Origin of the sequence: Nostoc sp. FACHB-190 (genome assembly GCF_014696905.1) — a bacterium.
In the GTDB taxonomy this organism is placed as follows: domain Bacteria; phylum Cyanobacteriota; class Cyanobacteriia; order Cyanobacteriales; family Nostocaceae; genus Nostoc_B.
Map to the genome: position 1 here is coordinate 139,930 of NZ_JACJQW010000004.1, position 17,219 is coordinate 157,148.

Here is a 17,219-nt window from a genome sequence, read left to right on the forward strand (position 1 = left end):
ATACAAGTATTGATAGTTAAATGATTTTGGGAGAGCAAAAATCTCTCAGAATAGTATCGGCAATGGTAGTTGCTGGTTGAAGTGATAGTGATGCCGATACTTTTCCCCTCTACATCTAGAATAACAATCCTTCATCTCTGACGTAAATTCTTTTAAAAGTGCTGAGTTTTGAGTGCTGAGTGTTGTTCACTGAGCGTTCGCGCAGCGTCTCCGACAGGAGAAGTCGAAGTGTGAGTGCTGAGTAATTAAAACCAGCCCCTAATCCCTAACCTCTAGCCTCTAGCCTCTAACCTCTCACCCCTAACCTCTAATCTCTCCATTTAATGTAAGTCGGTGATAAAGGAATCCAAAATGAGTAGTAACTTAGCCATCAAACTGCGTACTGGTACGCAAAAAGCCCACACCGCCGCCGAAAATGTGGGATTTATGAAATGTTTTCTGAAAGGTGTGGTTGATAAAGACTGCTTTGCAAAGTTTTTGGGTAACTTGTATTTTGTTTACAGTGAACTCGAAGCAGCATTAGCCAATCAGCAAAACAACCCGGTAATTGGTGGAATGTACTTTCCTGAATTAAATCGTCAGGCAGCTTTAGAAACAGACATGGTATTTTACTATGGCAGCAACTGGCGCAATTTAATCGCACCTTCTAACAATGGCAAAAAATACATCGCCCGGATTCAACAATTATCTGCTTATGAACCTGCATTATTAATTGGTCACGCCTACACGCGCTACATGGGCGACCTTTCTGGCGGTCAGATGTTACAAAAAATTGCTCAATCTACCCTCAAGCTGTCTGGCTATGAGGGTACTTCTTTTTATAACTTTGACCAAATTCCCGACAAAAAAGCATTTAAGGACAAATACCGCGAAGCTTTAAACGCTGTAGCAGTGGATGATGCGACAGCCGAGAGAATTGTTGCTGAAGCTAACTATGCCTTTAGTTTAAATATGCAAATGGCTGAGGAACTAGAAGGAAGTTTAATTAAAGCGATCGGTCAAGTATTATTTAATAACCTGACCCGTGCTAATAATCCTGGTAGTACAGAAGCAACTGCCACTAATTAATTTTCGCAAAATTTTGCTGTTTGGTTTGAGTCAACACATCATGCACTACAACTGATATCTAAACTAGACAGCAGTTACAAGAAAGAGAGATGAGAGGCTAGAAGCTAGGGACTAGAGAATAGTAGTTTTACTCAGCACTTTCCAGGTAGTTAAAGTTCTTCTCTAGCCTCTAACCCCTAGCCTTTAACCTTTATTTGCAATACAAACAAGTACTTAGGCTGATTTTTTGTGAGTTTGAAAATCTAGCCTACCCATTACATTGGAGGTTTTGATGGTATTCATATTACCCAGTGTCAAGTTTGATTTGGATTTGATCAAAAAGTACGACACAGCAGCACCGAGATATACAAGTTATCCACCAGCTACCGAGTTAAACGAAGCATTTACAACAGATGATTTTCATACAGCGATCGCAGCTTCCAACCACAGAAAATCTCCGCTATCATTTTATTTCCACATTCCTTTCTGTCAAAGTGCTTGTTATTTCTGCGGCTGTAATACAGTAATTTCCAACAACAAAAATATTGCCAAACCTTATCTAGAACATTTAGCACAAGAAATCAAGCAGATGTCTACCTTGATTTCTCCTGATAGAAAGGTATTGCAAATGCACTGGGGTGGCGGGACACCAAACTACTTAGAATTAGAACAAGTAGAATTTTTGTGGAAGAAAATTACACAACATTTTGAATTTGACCCCCAAGCCGAAATTTCCATTGAAATTAATCCCCGCTACGTTGACAAAGAATATATTTTCTTTTTGCGGGAGATAGGATTTAATCGTGTGAGTTTTGGTATCCAAGACTTCAATAATGAAGTCCAAGTCGCTGTAAATCGCATCCAGCCAGAAGAGTTGTTATTTAATGTTATGGACTGGATTAAAGCAGCGAAGTTTGATAGTGTGAATGTTGATTTAATTTATGGTTTACCTTATCAAACACTGCAAACATTTCGAGAGACGATTAGAAAGACCGTTGCATTAGATCCCGACCGCATTGTGGTGTTTAACTTTGCTTATGTGCCTTGGTTAAAACCAGCACAAAAAAATATTCCTCCAGAAGCATTACCAAAACCGCAAGAAAAGTTAGAAATTCTGAAAATGACCATTGAAGAATTAACCAGCAGCCAGTATTTATTTATTGGGATGGATCATTTTGCTAAACCGAACGATGAATTAGCGATCGCTCAACGAAATCGCACCCTACAACGCAACTTCCAAGGTTACACCACCCACGCTGGTACAGATTTGTTTGGGTTTGGTGCTACATCAATTAGTATGTTGAACGATGCCTACGTCCAAAACCATAAACAACTCAAAGATTATTATCAAGCAGTTGATAATCATGTTTTACCTGTGAGTAAAGGCATCAAACTTACTCAAGATGACATTATCCGCCGGGATGTCATTATGTGTATCATGTCTCATTTTCAGTTGTACAAACAAGATATTGAAGAGAAATACAACATCAATTTTGATGAATATTTCTCCCAAGAATTAGCAGCATTACAACCATTAGTTGAAGATGGACTACTAAAATTATCTGCCCATCACCTACAAATTACCGATACTGGCAGGTTATTAGTGAGAAATATTGCCGTTGTTTTTGATGCTCATAATCAACAACAAGACAAGCAATTTTCCCGTGCAATTTAATTCTAACTGGTGATGAAATTCTGCATTATTTTCAGCATCTTGGTATCACTGTGTAAGTCCTAAGAAACAATACTATAGTCATATTTTAGTCAATGTATTAGGTGTAAGCCGTAACGCACCACAAGCTTTGCGGTAAATTTTGCTGTAATATTCATGCAGCAAGGTTGAGTGCGAGCAAATGAAAAAAATCTGGCTGCTGAGTTTAACTATAGCGAGTGTTGGTGTATTGCCCTTATGGTTGGGTCTGGGTTCTTTACCAAGGTCGATATCTTCGACAATTCCCACCGCCAAAACCATCCGTTACTTTGAACGCACTTTACCCCAAGGTACAGCTCATGTTTTGTTAATTCCAGCCAACAGCAAGTTTGTAGTCACTCCAGCATTATCTCAGCAGACAAACACTGTAGAGGAATTTGCCCAAAAGCATCAAGCTGTGGCTATTATCAACGCTGGCTTTTTTGACCCAGCCAACGAAAAATCTACATCTTATATTATTACTAATGGTCAATTAGTAGCTGACCCCAGAAATAATGAGAGATTGATTAATAATCCCAAATTAAGACCTTACTTGATTGCAATTTTAAATCGGAGTCAATTTCGCCGTTACTTGTGTGGAGAAACCACCCGCTACGCCATAGCTGTGCATAATGAAACACCACCAGCCAAATGTCGCATAATTGACGCTATTGGTGCTGGGCCACGACTGTTACCAAAACTCACATCAGAGCAAGAAGCTTTTGTAGATAATACTAACGGACGCGATGCAATTGGAAGTAAACAACCCAACGCTAGAACGGCTGTTGGTATTACCCGCGATCGCAGTATTCTTTTAGTGATGGTAGCTCAAAAGCCTTCACAACCAAATAATTCTGGTGTATCTCTATCGCAACTAGCAGATTTAATGAAAAAGCTGGGTGCATCCGAAGCCATGAACTTAGATGGCGGTAGTTCATCTTCCCTTTATTACAACGGTAAAGCTTTCTACGGCAAAGTTGATTCACAAGGCAATGTCATCAAGCGAGCTGTAAAATCAGTTTTATTAGTTAAAGACATAACAGGAGACAGGTAATAGGCTTCCGCCGTGAGCGTCAGCCGAACGGTGACAGATGACAGGGTTAAAGGCTTTGTGCTGTCATTCATTTTATGGGGTAGACATCAAAATTTTTACACCCTCATAAGTAGTTAAACATAATTAATTACACAAAGTCATTGCGAATGGAGCGAAGCGAAATGAAGCAATCGCAAAGGCTGGGATTGCTTCGCTTCGCTCGCAATGACTGTAATTAATTTTGCGTGGTTACTTACTATAAAGCTGCAAGGTAACATAACGAGGCTGTCCGTTGACCATTGCCAAACCATTGAGGTGACAACGATCTTCATTGACTAAGCTAGAAATAAATTTAGGTTTCCATAAAGGAATGCAACTATGGCGATCGCTCACTGTTGCCAGACAATTTAATGTAGTGCTGATAAATATAATGCGTTGGTTATCAGTTTCTACAGCTAAATCATGAATATCTAAATCCCCTGTTGTATAAGCAATTCGGGGTATATAAAGCTTGTCATAACCATCATAAAGTTGTCCAGGAGTCAGCACATTATCTAACTGCCAAATTTGAAATTTAGAACTGAGATAAATTCGTTCTGGGGTGGTATATAGTCCCATTGCGCGGTCAAAAAAACGTTCAAATCCCGATAATTGATGGCGATCGTTCACTCCCAACAACATTAACCGCGAACTTTGATAAGTAGTAAATGCCAGACTAATTTGCTGGAGCTGCAACCAGTCAATAAAATGATGCGAAGCAAGTATTTCTACAGGAAGAGCAGCCTGGGCATTAGATTGTAAAAGCATAAACAAAAAATATATCAATGTAGATTAGGTGGAACAAGGTGAAACCCAAAAATATCAAGGTTTTTGCATATTGGGTTTTGTTTCTAAACCCAACCTTTTTAGTTACCAAACATACATACGTATAAAATCAGGTTAACAGGTGATTTAAGTTAATTTAAATACCACTAATCAATAAAAATTAAACCAGCAATTATACATAAATAAACTGTCTGCAACTTCTTTTGACATCAGTTAAGCACAGTAATAGTACCGTAAATTTTTATATCAAATTAAGCTAAAAAGGTATAAGTATTTTTTTCATTTTTAGGTGTTTGTCTCACCTTTTCTAGTTTGCTGAGGTACAAGTTTCTCTGGGTGCATCTGCGGTTAATTCTTCCTCTCTACTACCTCACTAGAGTCAGAAATACTATAGCCCAATTAACCCTCCAGACAAAGATTGAAACATTATGGCATCTACTGTTACTACTGCTATAAAGCAAACTCTAGTCATTATTGATGCAGGAATTGATGACTATCAAATACTAAAGTCAGGCATCCTACCCACCGCTAAAGTCACCGTCCTCAACAAACATACAGATGGTATTACTCAAATCAGCGCCCTGTGCAGCAACTACCCAGCAGCAAGTATTCAGATAATTGCTCACGGTAGCCCAGGTTGCTTGCAACTAGGTAATAGCCAACTCAATTTAGACAACCTCCACAGCTACAGCCAACAACTACAACAATGGCAAGCCACAGAAATTCTGATTTATGGGTGTGAAGTTGCTCAAGGAGAACAGGGTAAAAGCTTTATCCAGAAGCTACACCAAATTACCAAGGCGAACATTGCCGCCTCAGCCGGAAAAATTGGCAACGCCCAACAAGATCGTCAAAATCAATCTTTCAACCGTGGTATAAATTTTCTATTCACAGGCAGATAATACTTATTAAGTAGGGTGTGTTACGGCTACGCAAGGATTTCGGAACTTAAGAAGGTGAAAAATAGCCGTAACACACCATCTTTCTCGATGCGTTCAGCGTTGCCATAATACACACCGTAATTTGAAGTATTACATTTTAAAATATCCTCTCAGGATAAGCAAATTTTGACCCAATTTCTACTTCACAGTTGACTGTGCATAGGCTTCATATACGCCTTTGACGTTGTACCAATTGAGAAAAATTCGAGCTACTTCCAAAGCTAATTGGGGTTTACCTAATTTAATCAGCCAGCGTAGAAAGGGAGCCATTGTATTTTCATTCAGCAGGCCATTAAGTGAGAGAATTCCCCACAGTAAACGGTGCAGCCATGTCATTTGAATCATCATTCGCACTTCCCAAGTGGGATGCTTTTGGTAAAACAAAACTCCCATGCGTCCGCGTTGAATTTCTTTTTCAATCAAGTTTGGAATTTGTTCTAAATTAAAGGGTGGATGCCAATGATATCCTACGGCGGCGGGACATTTAATTAGTTGTAGTCCTAAATTTTTCAGTCGGACACCTAATTCCAAATCTTCCCATCCATAAAGTTGAAAACCAGTATCAAATAAGCCAGCTTTAGTCAACCAATGTTTAGGAATAGCGACGTTACCTGTAGCGAAAAAAGCCGCAGAGAAATCGGTAATTTTATAAGGTTCCGCCGTGGGATTCTCGAAGTTACAAGTATTAATTACTGCACCGTAAGTAAAGAAGCGATCGCTTCCTAATTTCTCTTTTCCCTGCAATAATGCGTCAGCGTGAGCTTGTAGAAAGTTTTCCAGCACTACTAAATCGCTATCGATAAATATAATCGTATCACCAAGTGCTTGCTCTACCCCCAAATTCCGCGCCGCCGCCGGGCCAGCATGGTCTTGCTGAAAGCATCGCACATGGGGAAACTCTTGCTTGTGTGCCGCCAACCATTCTAAGGTTCCATCATTAGAACCATCATCTACTAAAACAACTTCGTAATCAGTAACGATAGTTGACGCACTCAATTCCTGCATTTCCAAGGCTCGGAGGCACTTTTCTAAAATCGGCAGACGATTGTAAGTTGGTATCACAACACTGAAAAACACGTTCTCACCCACAACAGAAATTACCCATCTCCAGCTTATGACAATACTGTACTAGACACGGTTCCTGATTGGTCAAGGAGTGGAGAGAGGCAAGGTAGACAAGGTAGAGGGGGTAGACAAGGTAGAAATATTGCTTCCTTGTCTCCCTTGTCTCCCTTGTCTTTCCTTCCCCCTACGGTCTATTTGTATCAGAAACGATATTAGTTCAACCAAAATCCAGCTACTTTTGCATCTTTCAGGCTAAGTCTCGCTAAAATATCATCGCTGCCATCTTTAAACGACAATTTCCATAAGTAAACTTGATAGTCTTGCTGATTTAATTTTGTTAAGAAAACAGAGGAATAACCTTTCTTGAGGCGTGGCGCTAATTGTTTACTCACATGGGTAAATATTTGTTTGGTTAAACCTTCTTTAAAATCTGGACTTCCTTGAGAGATAAACTGGGTATAATTGTTTTGTTCAATGGCATTGATGAGATTTGTAAAAGTTTTTTGTACAGTTTGTTCTGGTTGATTACTGGGTGTTGATTTAACTCGTTCTTCCACAGTAGCAGCCTGTACATCTTTTGCCATTACTAAAGTCAAGGGTGACATAGTAATAACTGCTGCAATTACCAAGGCTATTTTATTCACTTGCATCAAAATTCTCTTAATTCATATATTATCTGTCACCGATAATAACTCAAAAAACTTCAGATCCTCGATTCCTTTAAGAAGTCAAGGATCTGGTTTGCTCATCATATCTGCAATAGTCCTTCGGGATTAACTGAGAAGAGCGATCGCCTCTGTAAACCTTCCCGGTGTAAAATCTCGTTGGCGGCTAATAAACCACTACTCACAGCACGTTCCATTAAACCGCAGGGAAAAGGCATTTTTACCCAGTCACCCGCAAATATTAAGTTCGGAATATTAGTACTGGTTTCGGGACGTTCAGCATAACTATGGGGTGGATATCCTGAAAAGTTATGTTGGTTCACTAATTCTCGATGCAATATTTTGGCTTGTTTTAACTCTGGCACAATGTTGTATAGTTCTTGTTCAAAAGTTTCTAGCAAAGCTGCTTGGGTAGGAAATTGCTTTTCTTTGTAACAATAGGCATGTAATTCAACCACACTACCACCAGTGCGTTGTGACCACTCAATAAATTGTTGTTGAATGCGATGATAAAGAGTGATGCTATCTGTTAATTGGTAGCCAGATAAAGAAGTAAAATTACTTTGTTGCCATTCAAAATCGCGGTCAAACCAAAAGCGACATACGGCAAAAGGGTCAGCAATACTCAGCTTTTTGACTTGGCTTTGTACTGTTTTATCAACATCGCCATTGATGCGCTGAAATAATGTTTGCACGCCCGGAACATCGGTAGCAAAAATATAATAATCAGCTTGGAGTTTTGCTGGCGATGGCAACTCTTGATTAACTGCTACTAGTTGCAATTCATCACCATCTCGTTGTGCTACTTGAAACTTAGCTAAATCTCGTTTAGCCGGGCCTTTGATAACTTTACCATCCGCCGCAAATTTAGCCCCATGACAAGGACATTGAAAACTACCATCCTCTGCTTTTTGGACAGTGCAACCTTGATGAGTGCAGGTGAGAGAAATTGCTTGCTGAGAACCTACAGGTAATGCAAATACTTCATCAGCCGCGCCAAAATACTCTATCTTGTCATCTGCGATCGCAGTATTTTTTTTCACCGTCAATGGCACAGAATTATAATTACCATCGGTGCTGTATTTCACACCCTCAATTTTACCGTTGGCTGCCACAACTTCAGTCACAGTTGCATCGGTAATAATTTTACCGCCACGCTGCACAATTGCCTGAGCGATCGGTTGGACTAAACTTGTCCCCATATCATCTTTAGTACCATTAAAAGCCAGTCCTTCAGGATTACCAAAAAAGTAAAAATGAAAGAACTGCATCAGTTCTCCCACACTCATTAAATCTGGTGCATTCAAGCTAGATTTGGCAAAAGGCAGAAAATATAAATCATATAAACCTTGGGGAAATTCTGTTTCTACCCAATCAGCCACAGATATATTATCAAATCGCTGATAATTTTTGTCTCTTTGAAAGCCTGTGATAGCTTGAAAGACTTGCAGATGTTTGATTTTTGTTAAATTAATGCCCCAGCGCAAACGATTAGGAGATGCGATCGCTAAGTCTATAATATTCCAAGGAAAAGCCGAATGACTGGGGCGAAATACCTCTGGTTTGTATTTAGCATCTTGATAAACCACAGAGTAAAAGTTTAGCGATTGAAAATTATCCTTTATTCCCAATTCTGCTACTAAACTATTCAAGTTATAGTACTGGGGAAAAAAGCCATGAAACCCATGTTCCATCATAAAGGTTTCACCAGCCGCCTCGATTTGCCAACTAGCAATTTTGCCACCTAATTGGGGAGATTTTTCTAATAGTGTGACAATAAATCCTCGTTGACTTAATTCATAAGCACAAGCTAAACCTGCTAAACCACCCCCAATCACAACAACAGTTTTAGGTTTATTTAATATTTGTGGCAAATCTAGAGTATCTTTTTGAAATACCGTTGGTTTAGGCTTACTAAACCGCGAGTATCCTGTAACTCCTGCAACTGTACCAACACCGAACAACTTCAGCAGTGTACGACGGGAGATAGTAGATGATTCCAGCAAATTAGGTATTTGGCTCATTGGTTACAAAATTAACTTTTCCCATCTAACAAAGTCGTGAAATGATCACTGTGAGTTCGCAGATTGTATTGTTAAGAATATTTCTGTGATCACCGTGCTAAGTCCCGAACTGAATTATTTTGCCAGAATGGCAGAAATTGTCAAGAGTAAACAATCCTATAAACTAAATGAGATGAAATATTGGCGCGAAACCATCGCTGTCACCCAGCGCATCTTAATTGAATTACTCCGTCGGCGACGTAGCCTCATTTTTTGGAGTATTTTTCCAATTTCCGTCTTAATTCTCGGTGGGTTTATTTTAGCAGAACGCGCAAAATTACCAATCAACGCAGCTTTTGAATATACTGCACCTTCCACATTAGTCGGTGCAGCTTTATTTTTTAGTTGTTTGGGTGGGACAGTTGCAACTGTCGTTGCAGAACGAGAACAGCAAACTCTCAAACGCTTGTTTCTCTCACCATTGAGTGGTATATCCTACTTTCTCGGAATTTTTTTAGCTCATAGTTGCATTGGCTTAGGACAAGCTTTACTCGTGTATACTGTTGCTGCGTTGTGGGGCGCGACATTTAAAGGTTCAATTTTTTTAGGATTAATCATTATTTTGATGAGTATCGCTGCTTATGTCGGCTTAGGTTTTATTTTAGGTACACAATTAGCTAGGCGAATTGAAGATGTAAATTCCTTAGTTGCTGCCTTTGGTGTACCTTTATTAATCTTAGGTGGAGCCTTTTTACCAAGTTCATTGTTTCCGAAAAGTTTAATCAAAATTGCTCAATACAATCCGATTTATCACATGAATGAGGCATTCGTGGGAGTTTCCACAAATGGCAAGCAACTTAGTGAGATTGCATCACATTTTTGGTTTTTATTAATTTTTACTTTGGTAATGATAACTAGTGGATGGTTATCTTATCGCAGAATGTTACTGGTAGAAAGAAAATTATGAATAGGGAAAAATAAATTATTTTGATAAGTAATACATATAGCGGTTCTCACTTTAGTGATACCATTTCACTTTAAAAATGATACGGATATGCAAGTAGCGCCTCGACTTCGCTCGGCGACCAGAAGCAGAGTTGCAGAGGAAGCGATTTCTATCAGTAATTTCGTGAAATGGTATGAGGTACAAGAACCCCACCCCCAACCCCTCCCCGCAAGCAAGGAGGGGCTATGATGTACCTCATGTGATTAGGAAACGCCATAAACTATGGATTCTTCAATAACAACAAATTCTAATTCTGACCAATTACGAAACCTACTATTCTCTTAACTGAACCGTATTGAACTATAACCAATTACCAATTAAAACATAAGCAGACCAAAAACTAGGCGCTTTGTAATTAGGATGTTGCAAGATTTTGAGTTGAGCATGACGGAGAGCTTGAGCTTTGCTGATGTTTCCTTTGTTTAGCTCTTGATAAAATTCACTAACAAACAAAGCTGTTGATTCATCATCAATTTGCCACAGAGAAGCTAAGGTACTACGCGCACCGGCTCTGATGGCTGTACCTGCGAGTCCTAAAGCGGCGCGTTTGTCTCCGGTTGCAGTTTGACAGGCGCTTAATACTAATAGTTCGACTGCTTGTGTTTGAGTTTCATCTCGATTGCGAAGTAAGCTGTCAAATTGTTTGACATTAATCGGCCCATCGGCAGCTAAGATAAAGGTCTTGTCAGCACTAGAACTAAACTGGCCGTGGGTGGCTAAATGTACGATATTGAAAGGAACTGAGTTGACTGCTTTTTCGAGAGCTATGCTGGTAAATTCCTGATCTATTAGATTGGTTGTAGTAATTCCCGCACTGGAAATCGAATTAACTTCCATGTGAATTGCTGGTAATGGGGCAAAGTTGGGAAAGTCTGCTGGAGGTTGCGTTAATCCAGCTGCTAAAGCTTTTAGTTGTTGTTGTACTATGGGCTGAGGATTTTGCAGTTGTAAACCAACACTTAAAGCGATCGCATATTTTTCAATTAAGAATTTTTTCCCATCGTAAAGCGATGCTATTGGGATGTTACGCAAGACACCATCCAATACAAATACCAGAGTATCAACTTTCCTGGCTGATAATTCTGATTCCACTGGTTTAATTAGCCAGTTATATATTATTTGCGATTGGTTTTTAACAGCATTAGTCGCTGTGGGATTCACCAAGAGTTTTTGCAGGTTGGTAACAATTGTTTCTACTTCTGCTTGAGTAATATTGATGCTGTAAAGTTTTAGAGTTTGGTTGGGTAGTTTGACAATTACCTGGAGTTGTTGCGGGAGAATAATCGGATAAAAAATCGCAGTGGTGGGATTTTCGATATCTACAACTTGATCGAGAACAATATTTTTCCCTTCTAAACAAGCTTCTTGGAAGAAGTTATCTATTTCTGCTAATTGCAAAGCTTCTATGCGCTGACGTGCTTGATCTAAGATTTTCTCATTTTGTTGCTCTGCTGGAGATTGCAAGAGTAACTCGACTGATTGACGATAAAGCGGTTCAACGCTCTCTCGAAAATTAAATTGTATGTCTTGATTGATGGTTGCTAAATCACTCCGTATAGATTTGATAGTATCGACTGCGGCATCATAAGCAGCGATCGCACCTGTAAAATTTTTTTTCTGCCAAAGTACTCTGCCCAACTGCCACTGCAAACGATAGGCAATATCTGGGATAATGCTACTCTGGGCTAAAATTAACCCTTGTTGAGTTAGACTTTGCGCCTCTGACCATTGTTGAGTTTGTTCGTACAAATGACCTAAACTCAAAAGCGCATTGGCTTCGGCACGGCGATCGCCTAAACTCTGAGATTGTTTGACAGTATTAGCTAAAATTTGCGCGATTTTTCGCATATCTGGCAGTTGAGAGTCCAGATGAGCATATTTTTGACGATTCGCAGTTTTTAGTTTAATCAAGCTTTGGGCGTAATTAATCTGGGAATAAATAGCCTTGCGACTAGGGGGGAGTTGATTCAGTTGAGATTGAATCTCAGGTAATATTGCTACTGCCTCTGTTAGTTTTTGCTCTTCAATTAACAAACTCAGATAGTTCAGTTGTGCAGAAACTTTGGTTAAAGGTGAAGCAGATAGTTTGATAGCTTGTTGATAGTAAGTGATCGCCCCTTGGGGGTTTTTTTGTTTGCGTGCATTGTTGCCCAAACTCAACACAGTAGCTGCCGTATCATAATCAGATTTTAAGCGTTGTGCGATCGCTAAACTTTGTGCTAAAACTTCTTGAGATTTTGTTAGACTTCCCGATATTAACAAGGCATTACCCAGCGATCGCAATCCCACAGCTTTTTCGAGAGAATCTGGCTGTGATTGCAACTGTTGATTAACTACCTCTAGCATTTTAATGGCACGACGGTAAAAGCCTTGTGTGCGCCAAGCTTGTGCTTGATTGATTTGCGATCGCACCACACCACTATAATTGTGTGTTTGCTGATAAATTTGCTCAGTTTGCTGCCAACTGATTAAAGCTGCTTCTGGCTTGCCCATCAACAGTTGCAGACGACCTTGAATTTCTAGTGATTGGGCGAATATTGGCGAATTTTGACTATTTTCCAGCAATTGTAAACTTTCAATAATTGCTTGCTGCGCCTTTGTCAGTTCGCCTAATTGTTGGTAAGCCAGGGATAAATTACTGAGGGTAGTAGCTAGTTTAAGTTTATCTCCTGTCTGTTTATATGCTTGGGCTGCTTTGGTTAATACTTCTACCGCTTCCGCAAAACGTCCAGCATCATAAAGAGTTTTACCTTGTTCTAAATCAGTAATGGTTGCATTTGTCAATGAAGATGCTGTGTAAATATGATCAGGTAAAGTTGCCAGCACAGGCGAACTCAGCACCAACAGTAGACTGACTACAAAATACAACAATAAACTTAAAATGTGAGTGATTTTGCGGATATTGAGCCAAAAATCCCTAATTTTGGTTTTGATGGGCATGGCAACGAGGAGATGATTAAATAAAAAAGTATAAAGGATGGGGGTTGAAAGTTAAAGACTAAAAACAATTTATTTCATACTTCATGCTTCATACTTCAGCTTTCAAAGATGATTACACCAATGCGTATATTTGTTTTAATTTTTAATGCTCACACAGACAACGAGGGGATTCACACAGTGCGAGTTGGCGATCGCAATAAAATTCTCATGTTTGAGTCAGAAGACGATGCTCTGCGCTTCGCCCTGATGTTAGAAGCTCAGGATTTCCCAACACCAACAGTCGAAGCGATCGATTCAGAAGAAATCAAGGAATTTTGCGAAAGTGCTGGTTACGACTGGGAAATCGTTCCCGAAAATAGTGATTTAATCGTACCACCAGAACTCAACGTCGAGGAAACCGACTGGGAAGCAGAAGCCGCCACCAATGATAGTGATTATCCAGAACAAGTTCCACCCGCCGCAGAAACAGAATTTTCTGAGTCGGAACTCGACAGTATTCGCCGCAAACTAGAAGGATTATTGTAGTTAGTTATTGCTGATGAGTCATTGGTCATTGTTTACTGACAAATGACTAATGACAAATAACAAATAACGCAGGAAACAAAAAATGGCAGATTTGCAGGAACGCGGGCATCTTCTCACAGAACAAATCAATCCTCTCAGTCAAAATTTAGATCAACTGAGTTCTTTAGAATTAGTAGAACTGTTTAATATAGAAGACCAAAAAGCAGTAGCCGCAGTAGCCGCAGCTAAAGTTGAATTAGCTCAAGCCATTGAAAAGACAGCAGAGCGACTACAGCAAGGCGGACGCTTATTTTATATCGGTGCTGGCACCAGTGGTAGATTAGGCGTATTAGATGCAGCTGAATGTCCTCCTACTTTTTGTACACCTCCAGAATTAGTCCAGGGAATCATTGCTGGTGGTGCTGGCGCATTAGTCCGCAGTTCTGAAGATTTAGAAGACCGCACTCAAGACGGCGAAGCTGCGATCGCTCAACGACATATCACCCAATTAGATGTAGTGGTGGGGATTACGGCTGGCGGAACAACCCCCTTTGTACATGGGGCGCTGAATGCGGCTCGTCAAAGAGGAGCCGTCACTATATTTATTGCCTGTGTGCCGCAAGAACAAGTTAGTATCGACGTTGATATTGATATTCGGTTGTTAACAGGGCCAGAAGTATTAGCTGGTTCAACTCGCTTAAAAGCTGGTACAGCCACCAAGCTGACCTTAAACATCTTGTCTACTGGGGTAATGGTGAAACTAGGCAAGGTTTATGGTAATCGGATGGTGGATGTTGCTGTCACCAATCAAAAACTCCGCGATCGGGCTTTGCGAATTCTCCAAGACCTCACCGGCTTAAGTAGAGAAACTGCCGGTCTATTACTAGAACGTAGCGGTAAATGGGTGAAACTCGCTTTATTAATGCACTGGACTGGTTTAGAAAAACAAGCAGGCGATCGACTATTATCAGAAAACCAAGGTAATCTCCGCGCCGCAGTAGCCAGCTACAACAACACCAAGGCTTAAGTATCACCAAATTTAAAACTCAATTTTTCTGCAAAACATCTGGCTGGCTGCTACTAGATTTTGGTGGTCAGCCTTTTTGATGTTTTGCCTCTAGAATATTGCAACAGTCATACCAATTCACGAAATCACGCAACTACGCGGTAATCGAGCGAAGACGAGATTACCGCCTACACATATCTTGCACCATTCTCAATAACCGTAGGGTGGGCAATGCTTACAACTTAAAAATCAAGGTTTGAGCGAATTTTTAGCATTGCCCACCCTGCCTTACTTGCAATAAACCAACTGCTGTAAGATGTGAACCTAGTCGTTTGCATTAGCCCCAAACTGTAAGTCTGACAGGTTTATATGCTATCCGCAAATCTTAGTAAAAAATCAAAAATTTAATTACAAGTCTATCAATGTCTATTAAAGTGTAAAAAAACTTGATATTACATTTGGCAATCTTAATTGTTATTAAAATTATTTTCTACACACGAATAAAAATAATCAACTACTCAACCACATTTTATTTGCAAATGAAAAATATCAACAACCCTTGCGTGTTGGGCATTTTAGCAGTCTTGATTATGTAATTTAAATATCTCATAGCTTACGAAATCAGACAATTTAGTTTTCCTACAAAAAAACACCTAAAAAAATAATCAGGTTGATGATTGGTGCTACAGGTTACATATAATCTAAAATTATACAAAAGATACCCAAAGCCTTATATAAACAGCTTTAGAATTTCACGAATATTCAGAATTTTAGTGGAAAATTTAGTTATTGCGTATAATTACTAGTTTTATATGATACTTAAAATTTTATATTTCTACTAATAGTTACGAGTTTTTTCTAGTACCAATCACACAAATATTAAGTTAACCTGAATCACATTGTGTTTCCTGCCTTATTTACGCAATTTCTCGGATATCGAGAAACCGAGCAAGTTTAGTGTTCCCTATTGAGTTCAAGATTTTATTCATGACTAAAGTTAATTCTTTGTTATGTTCCTTGGTCGCGTCTACTGCACTTTTGGGACAAACATTTTCTGGTGCATTAGCAGTTACCCCCATTAACATTACAGTTAGATCAGGAGCAAGACAAACATTTCAAGGGTTAGGATTTAGCTCAACAGTTGCTGGTGGTAATAAATATTCCCAACTCACACAATCACAAAAAAACACACTGCAAAAATTAGTGTGTAATGATGCCAAATTCAAGGTTGTCCGGCTATGGTTCCAAGCTCATAAATACTCACCCCAACCAGGTATTGAAAATATGCCTGTGTTCGTCAATCCTTATGTAAAATCAGGATTTATTGCTGATGCCTTAGCAAATGGATGCACAACATTGCTCTTAGCGCCTGATTTTCTCCCACCTTATATGAAGTCTGAAGATAGTGCCTACATAAAAGACACTGAGATATTTAACTATGCAGCTCTTTTAGCAAACTTCATCTATCGTATGAAGCAGGAATATGGAGTCAAAATTCACGCAACAGGCATATTAAACGAGCCTAATGATAATCCCATCAAATTCAAAGATTCTCAATGGCCTGTGATGATTACAGCACTACGCCAAGAGTTAGATAACCGTAATTTAAAAGATGTCAAAATAGTTACACCAGAGTTGGCAAATGCTGATAGTATAGCTGTTCGCATCATCAAAGCTATCAAAAATAACCCTGAAGCATGGAAAGCATTAGCCGCCATTTCCACCCACTCTTACAACATGGCCGCCGCACCCTGGATAAGCTCTCTACTTGAAGGAACAGATAAAGAATATTGGATAACAGAAGCTGGTACTACCGGCCCAGAAGAACCCGGAGATGCACTGATAGCTGCTTCTGGTGCTTCTCGCTTCCTCAATGATATGAACAACCGGGTAACTCACTGGATTTGGTTTATTGGACATGGAGTATCACATCCCGAAGATAACTCTACAAGGTTAATTCCTTACACTATTAGTCCGTTTAAATATCAACTGTTCCAGAAATATCATTACTTCAAGCAACTAACCCGCACTTTTGATATTGGAGCCGTATTCCGAAAAAGCTATAGTTCACTAGAAAAAGATATGACCTGGAGTTCTGGCAAAAAGCCCCGAATTATAGTAGCTAGTGCCAAAAACCCCGATGGTTCTTGGGGAATCGGAATCAGTAATTATACTTCTGACAAATTTTTCTTTCCTCTTCCTGCTGAATTTGGTTATCCAAAAGGCACATTGGTGAGCGATGCTCAATCTGGTCGTGCAGCAGAAGCATTCGCTGTCACAGTCTTTATCGAAGAACTGGCCCAAGCTGGTGACATCAAGATGAAAATGTATCGTTCCAACAGCAATGTTAATAATGTCTACATAGGCTCTGCTGTGATGCGGAAAGGAACAGTGACTATTCCCAAAGTAGATAGTTTGGATCTCATCACTCTCCGCAGTCTGTGAATGAAAACATAGCAGTTGTTATCCTCAAGAACTAAGTCAGTCATTCACT

At 39.6% G+C, this 17,219-nt stretch carries 13 protein-coding genes; 8 read left to right on the forward strand and 5 right to left on the reverse strand.

Annotated features, from left to right (window positions below):
• The first annotated feature begins 351 nt into the window (after positions 1 to 351).
• The 3 genes from H6G28_RS06960 (at position 352) to H6G28_RS06970 (ending at position 3,791) form a co-directional block, all read left to right on the forward strand.
• A complete protein-coding gene (locus tag H6G28_RS06960; RefSeq protein WP_190669880.1) occupies positions 352 to 1,068 on the forward strand; it encodes a biliverdin-producing heme oxygenase in 717 nt (238 codons plus the stop codon).
• A gap of 271 nt (positions 1,069 to 1,339) precedes the next feature.
• Positions 1,340 to 2,722 (forward strand): oxygen-independent coproporphyrinogen III oxidase, encoded by a 1,383-nt coding sequence (hemN, locus tag H6G28_RS06965; RefSeq protein ID WP_190669882.1) that lies wholly within the window; start codon positions 1,340 to 1,342, stop codon positions 2,720 to 2,722.
• 178 nt (positions 2,723 to 2,900) lie between these two features.
• Positions 2,901 to 3,791: a phosphodiester glycosidase family protein gene (locus tag H6G28_RS06970; RefSeq protein ID WP_190669884.1), complete on the forward strand. Its 891-nt coding sequence runs from the start codon at positions 2,901 to 2,903 to the stop codon at positions 3,789 to 3,791.
• 228 nt (positions 3,792 to 4,019) lie between these two features.
• Here the strand turns inward: H6G28_RS06970 and H6G28_RS06975 are convergent, their stop codons facing one another.
• Positions 4,020 to 4,577 (reverse strand): DUF4915 domain-containing protein, encoded by a 558-nt coding sequence (locus tag H6G28_RS06975; RefSeq protein WP_199332791.1) that lies wholly within the window; start codon positions 4,575 to 4,577, stop codon positions 4,020 to 4,022.
• 446 nt (positions 4,578 to 5,023) lie between these two features.
• Here H6G28_RS06975 and H6G28_RS06980 point away from each other — a divergent pair, with 446 nt between their 5' ends.
• Positions 5,024 to 5,497 (forward strand): DUF4347 domain-containing protein, encoded by a 474-nt coding sequence (locus tag H6G28_RS06980; RefSeq protein ID WP_190669886.1) that lies wholly within the window; start codon positions 5,024 to 5,026, stop codon positions 5,495 to 5,497.
• A 177-nt stretch (positions 5,498 to 5,674) separates the two neighbouring features.
• Here the strand turns inward: H6G28_RS06980 and H6G28_RS06985 are convergent, their stop codons facing one another.
• The 3 genes from H6G28_RS06985 to H6G28_RS06995 all read right to left on the reverse strand — a co-directional run bounded on the left by H6G28_RS06985 (position 5,675) and on the right by H6G28_RS06995 (position 9,290).
• Positions 5,675 to 6,625, reverse strand: coding sequence for a glycosyltransferase family 2 protein (locus tag H6G28_RS06985; RefSeq protein ID WP_313933878.1), 951 nt, complete (start codon positions 6,623 to 6,625; stop codon positions 5,675 to 5,677).
• Between the two features lie 188 nt (positions 6,626 to 6,813).
• Positions 6,814 to 7,251: a hypothetical protein gene (locus H6G28_RS06990; RefSeq protein ID WP_199332792.1), complete on the reverse strand. Its 438-nt coding sequence runs from the start codon at positions 7,249 to 7,251 to the stop codon at positions 6,814 to 6,816.
• Between the two features lie 98 nt (positions 7,252 to 7,349).
• On the reverse strand, positions 7,350 to 9,290 hold the full coding sequence (locus H6G28_RS06995; RefSeq protein ID WP_190669888.1) for an FAD-dependent oxidoreductase: 1,941 nt from the start codon (positions 9,288 to 9,290) through the stop codon (positions 7,350 to 7,352).
• Positions 9,291 to 9,462: 172 nt separating this feature from the next.
• Here H6G28_RS06995 and H6G28_RS07000 point away from each other — a divergent pair, with 172 nt between their 5' ends.
• Positions 9,463 to 10,236, forward strand: a complete 774-nt coding sequence (locus H6G28_RS07000; protein WP_190589890.1) for an ABC transporter permease — start codon at positions 9,463 to 9,465, stop codon at positions 10,234 to 10,236.
• Between the two features lie 339 nt (positions 10,237 to 10,575).
• Here the strand turns inward: H6G28_RS07000 and H6G28_RS07005 are convergent, their stop codons facing one another.
• Positions 10,576 to 13,215 (reverse strand): CHAT domain-containing protein, encoded by a 2,640-nt coding sequence (locus tag H6G28_RS07005; RefSeq protein WP_190669890.1) that lies wholly within the window; start codon positions 13,213 to 13,215, stop codon positions 10,576 to 10,578.
• A 108-nt stretch (positions 13,216 to 13,323) separates the two neighbouring features.
• Here H6G28_RS07005 and H6G28_RS07010 point away from each other — a divergent pair, with 108 nt between their 5' ends.
• From H6G28_RS07010 to H6G28_RS07020, 3 genes are all read left to right on the forward strand, one after another.
• Entirely contained in the window at positions 13,324 to 13,740 is a 417-nt protein-coding gene (locus H6G28_RS07010; RefSeq protein ID WP_190589825.1) for a DUF3110 domain-containing protein, read from the forward strand.
• An 82-nt stretch (positions 13,741 to 13,822) separates the two neighbouring features.
• Positions 13,823 to 14,746, forward strand: coding sequence for an N-acetylmuramic acid 6-phosphate etherase (gene murQ / locus H6G28_RS07015; RefSeq protein ID WP_190669893.1), 924 nt, complete (start codon positions 13,823 to 13,825; stop codon positions 14,744 to 14,746).
• A 966-nt stretch (positions 14,747 to 15,712) separates the two neighbouring features.
• The gene (locus H6G28_RS07020; protein WP_190669895.1) at positions 15,713 to 17,170 is read left to right on the forward strand and encodes a glycoside hydrolase; all 1,458 of its coding nucleotides are present in this window, start codon (positions 15,713 to 15,715) and stop codon (positions 17,168 to 17,170) included.
• Positions 17,171 to 17,219: the final 49 nt, after the last annotated feature.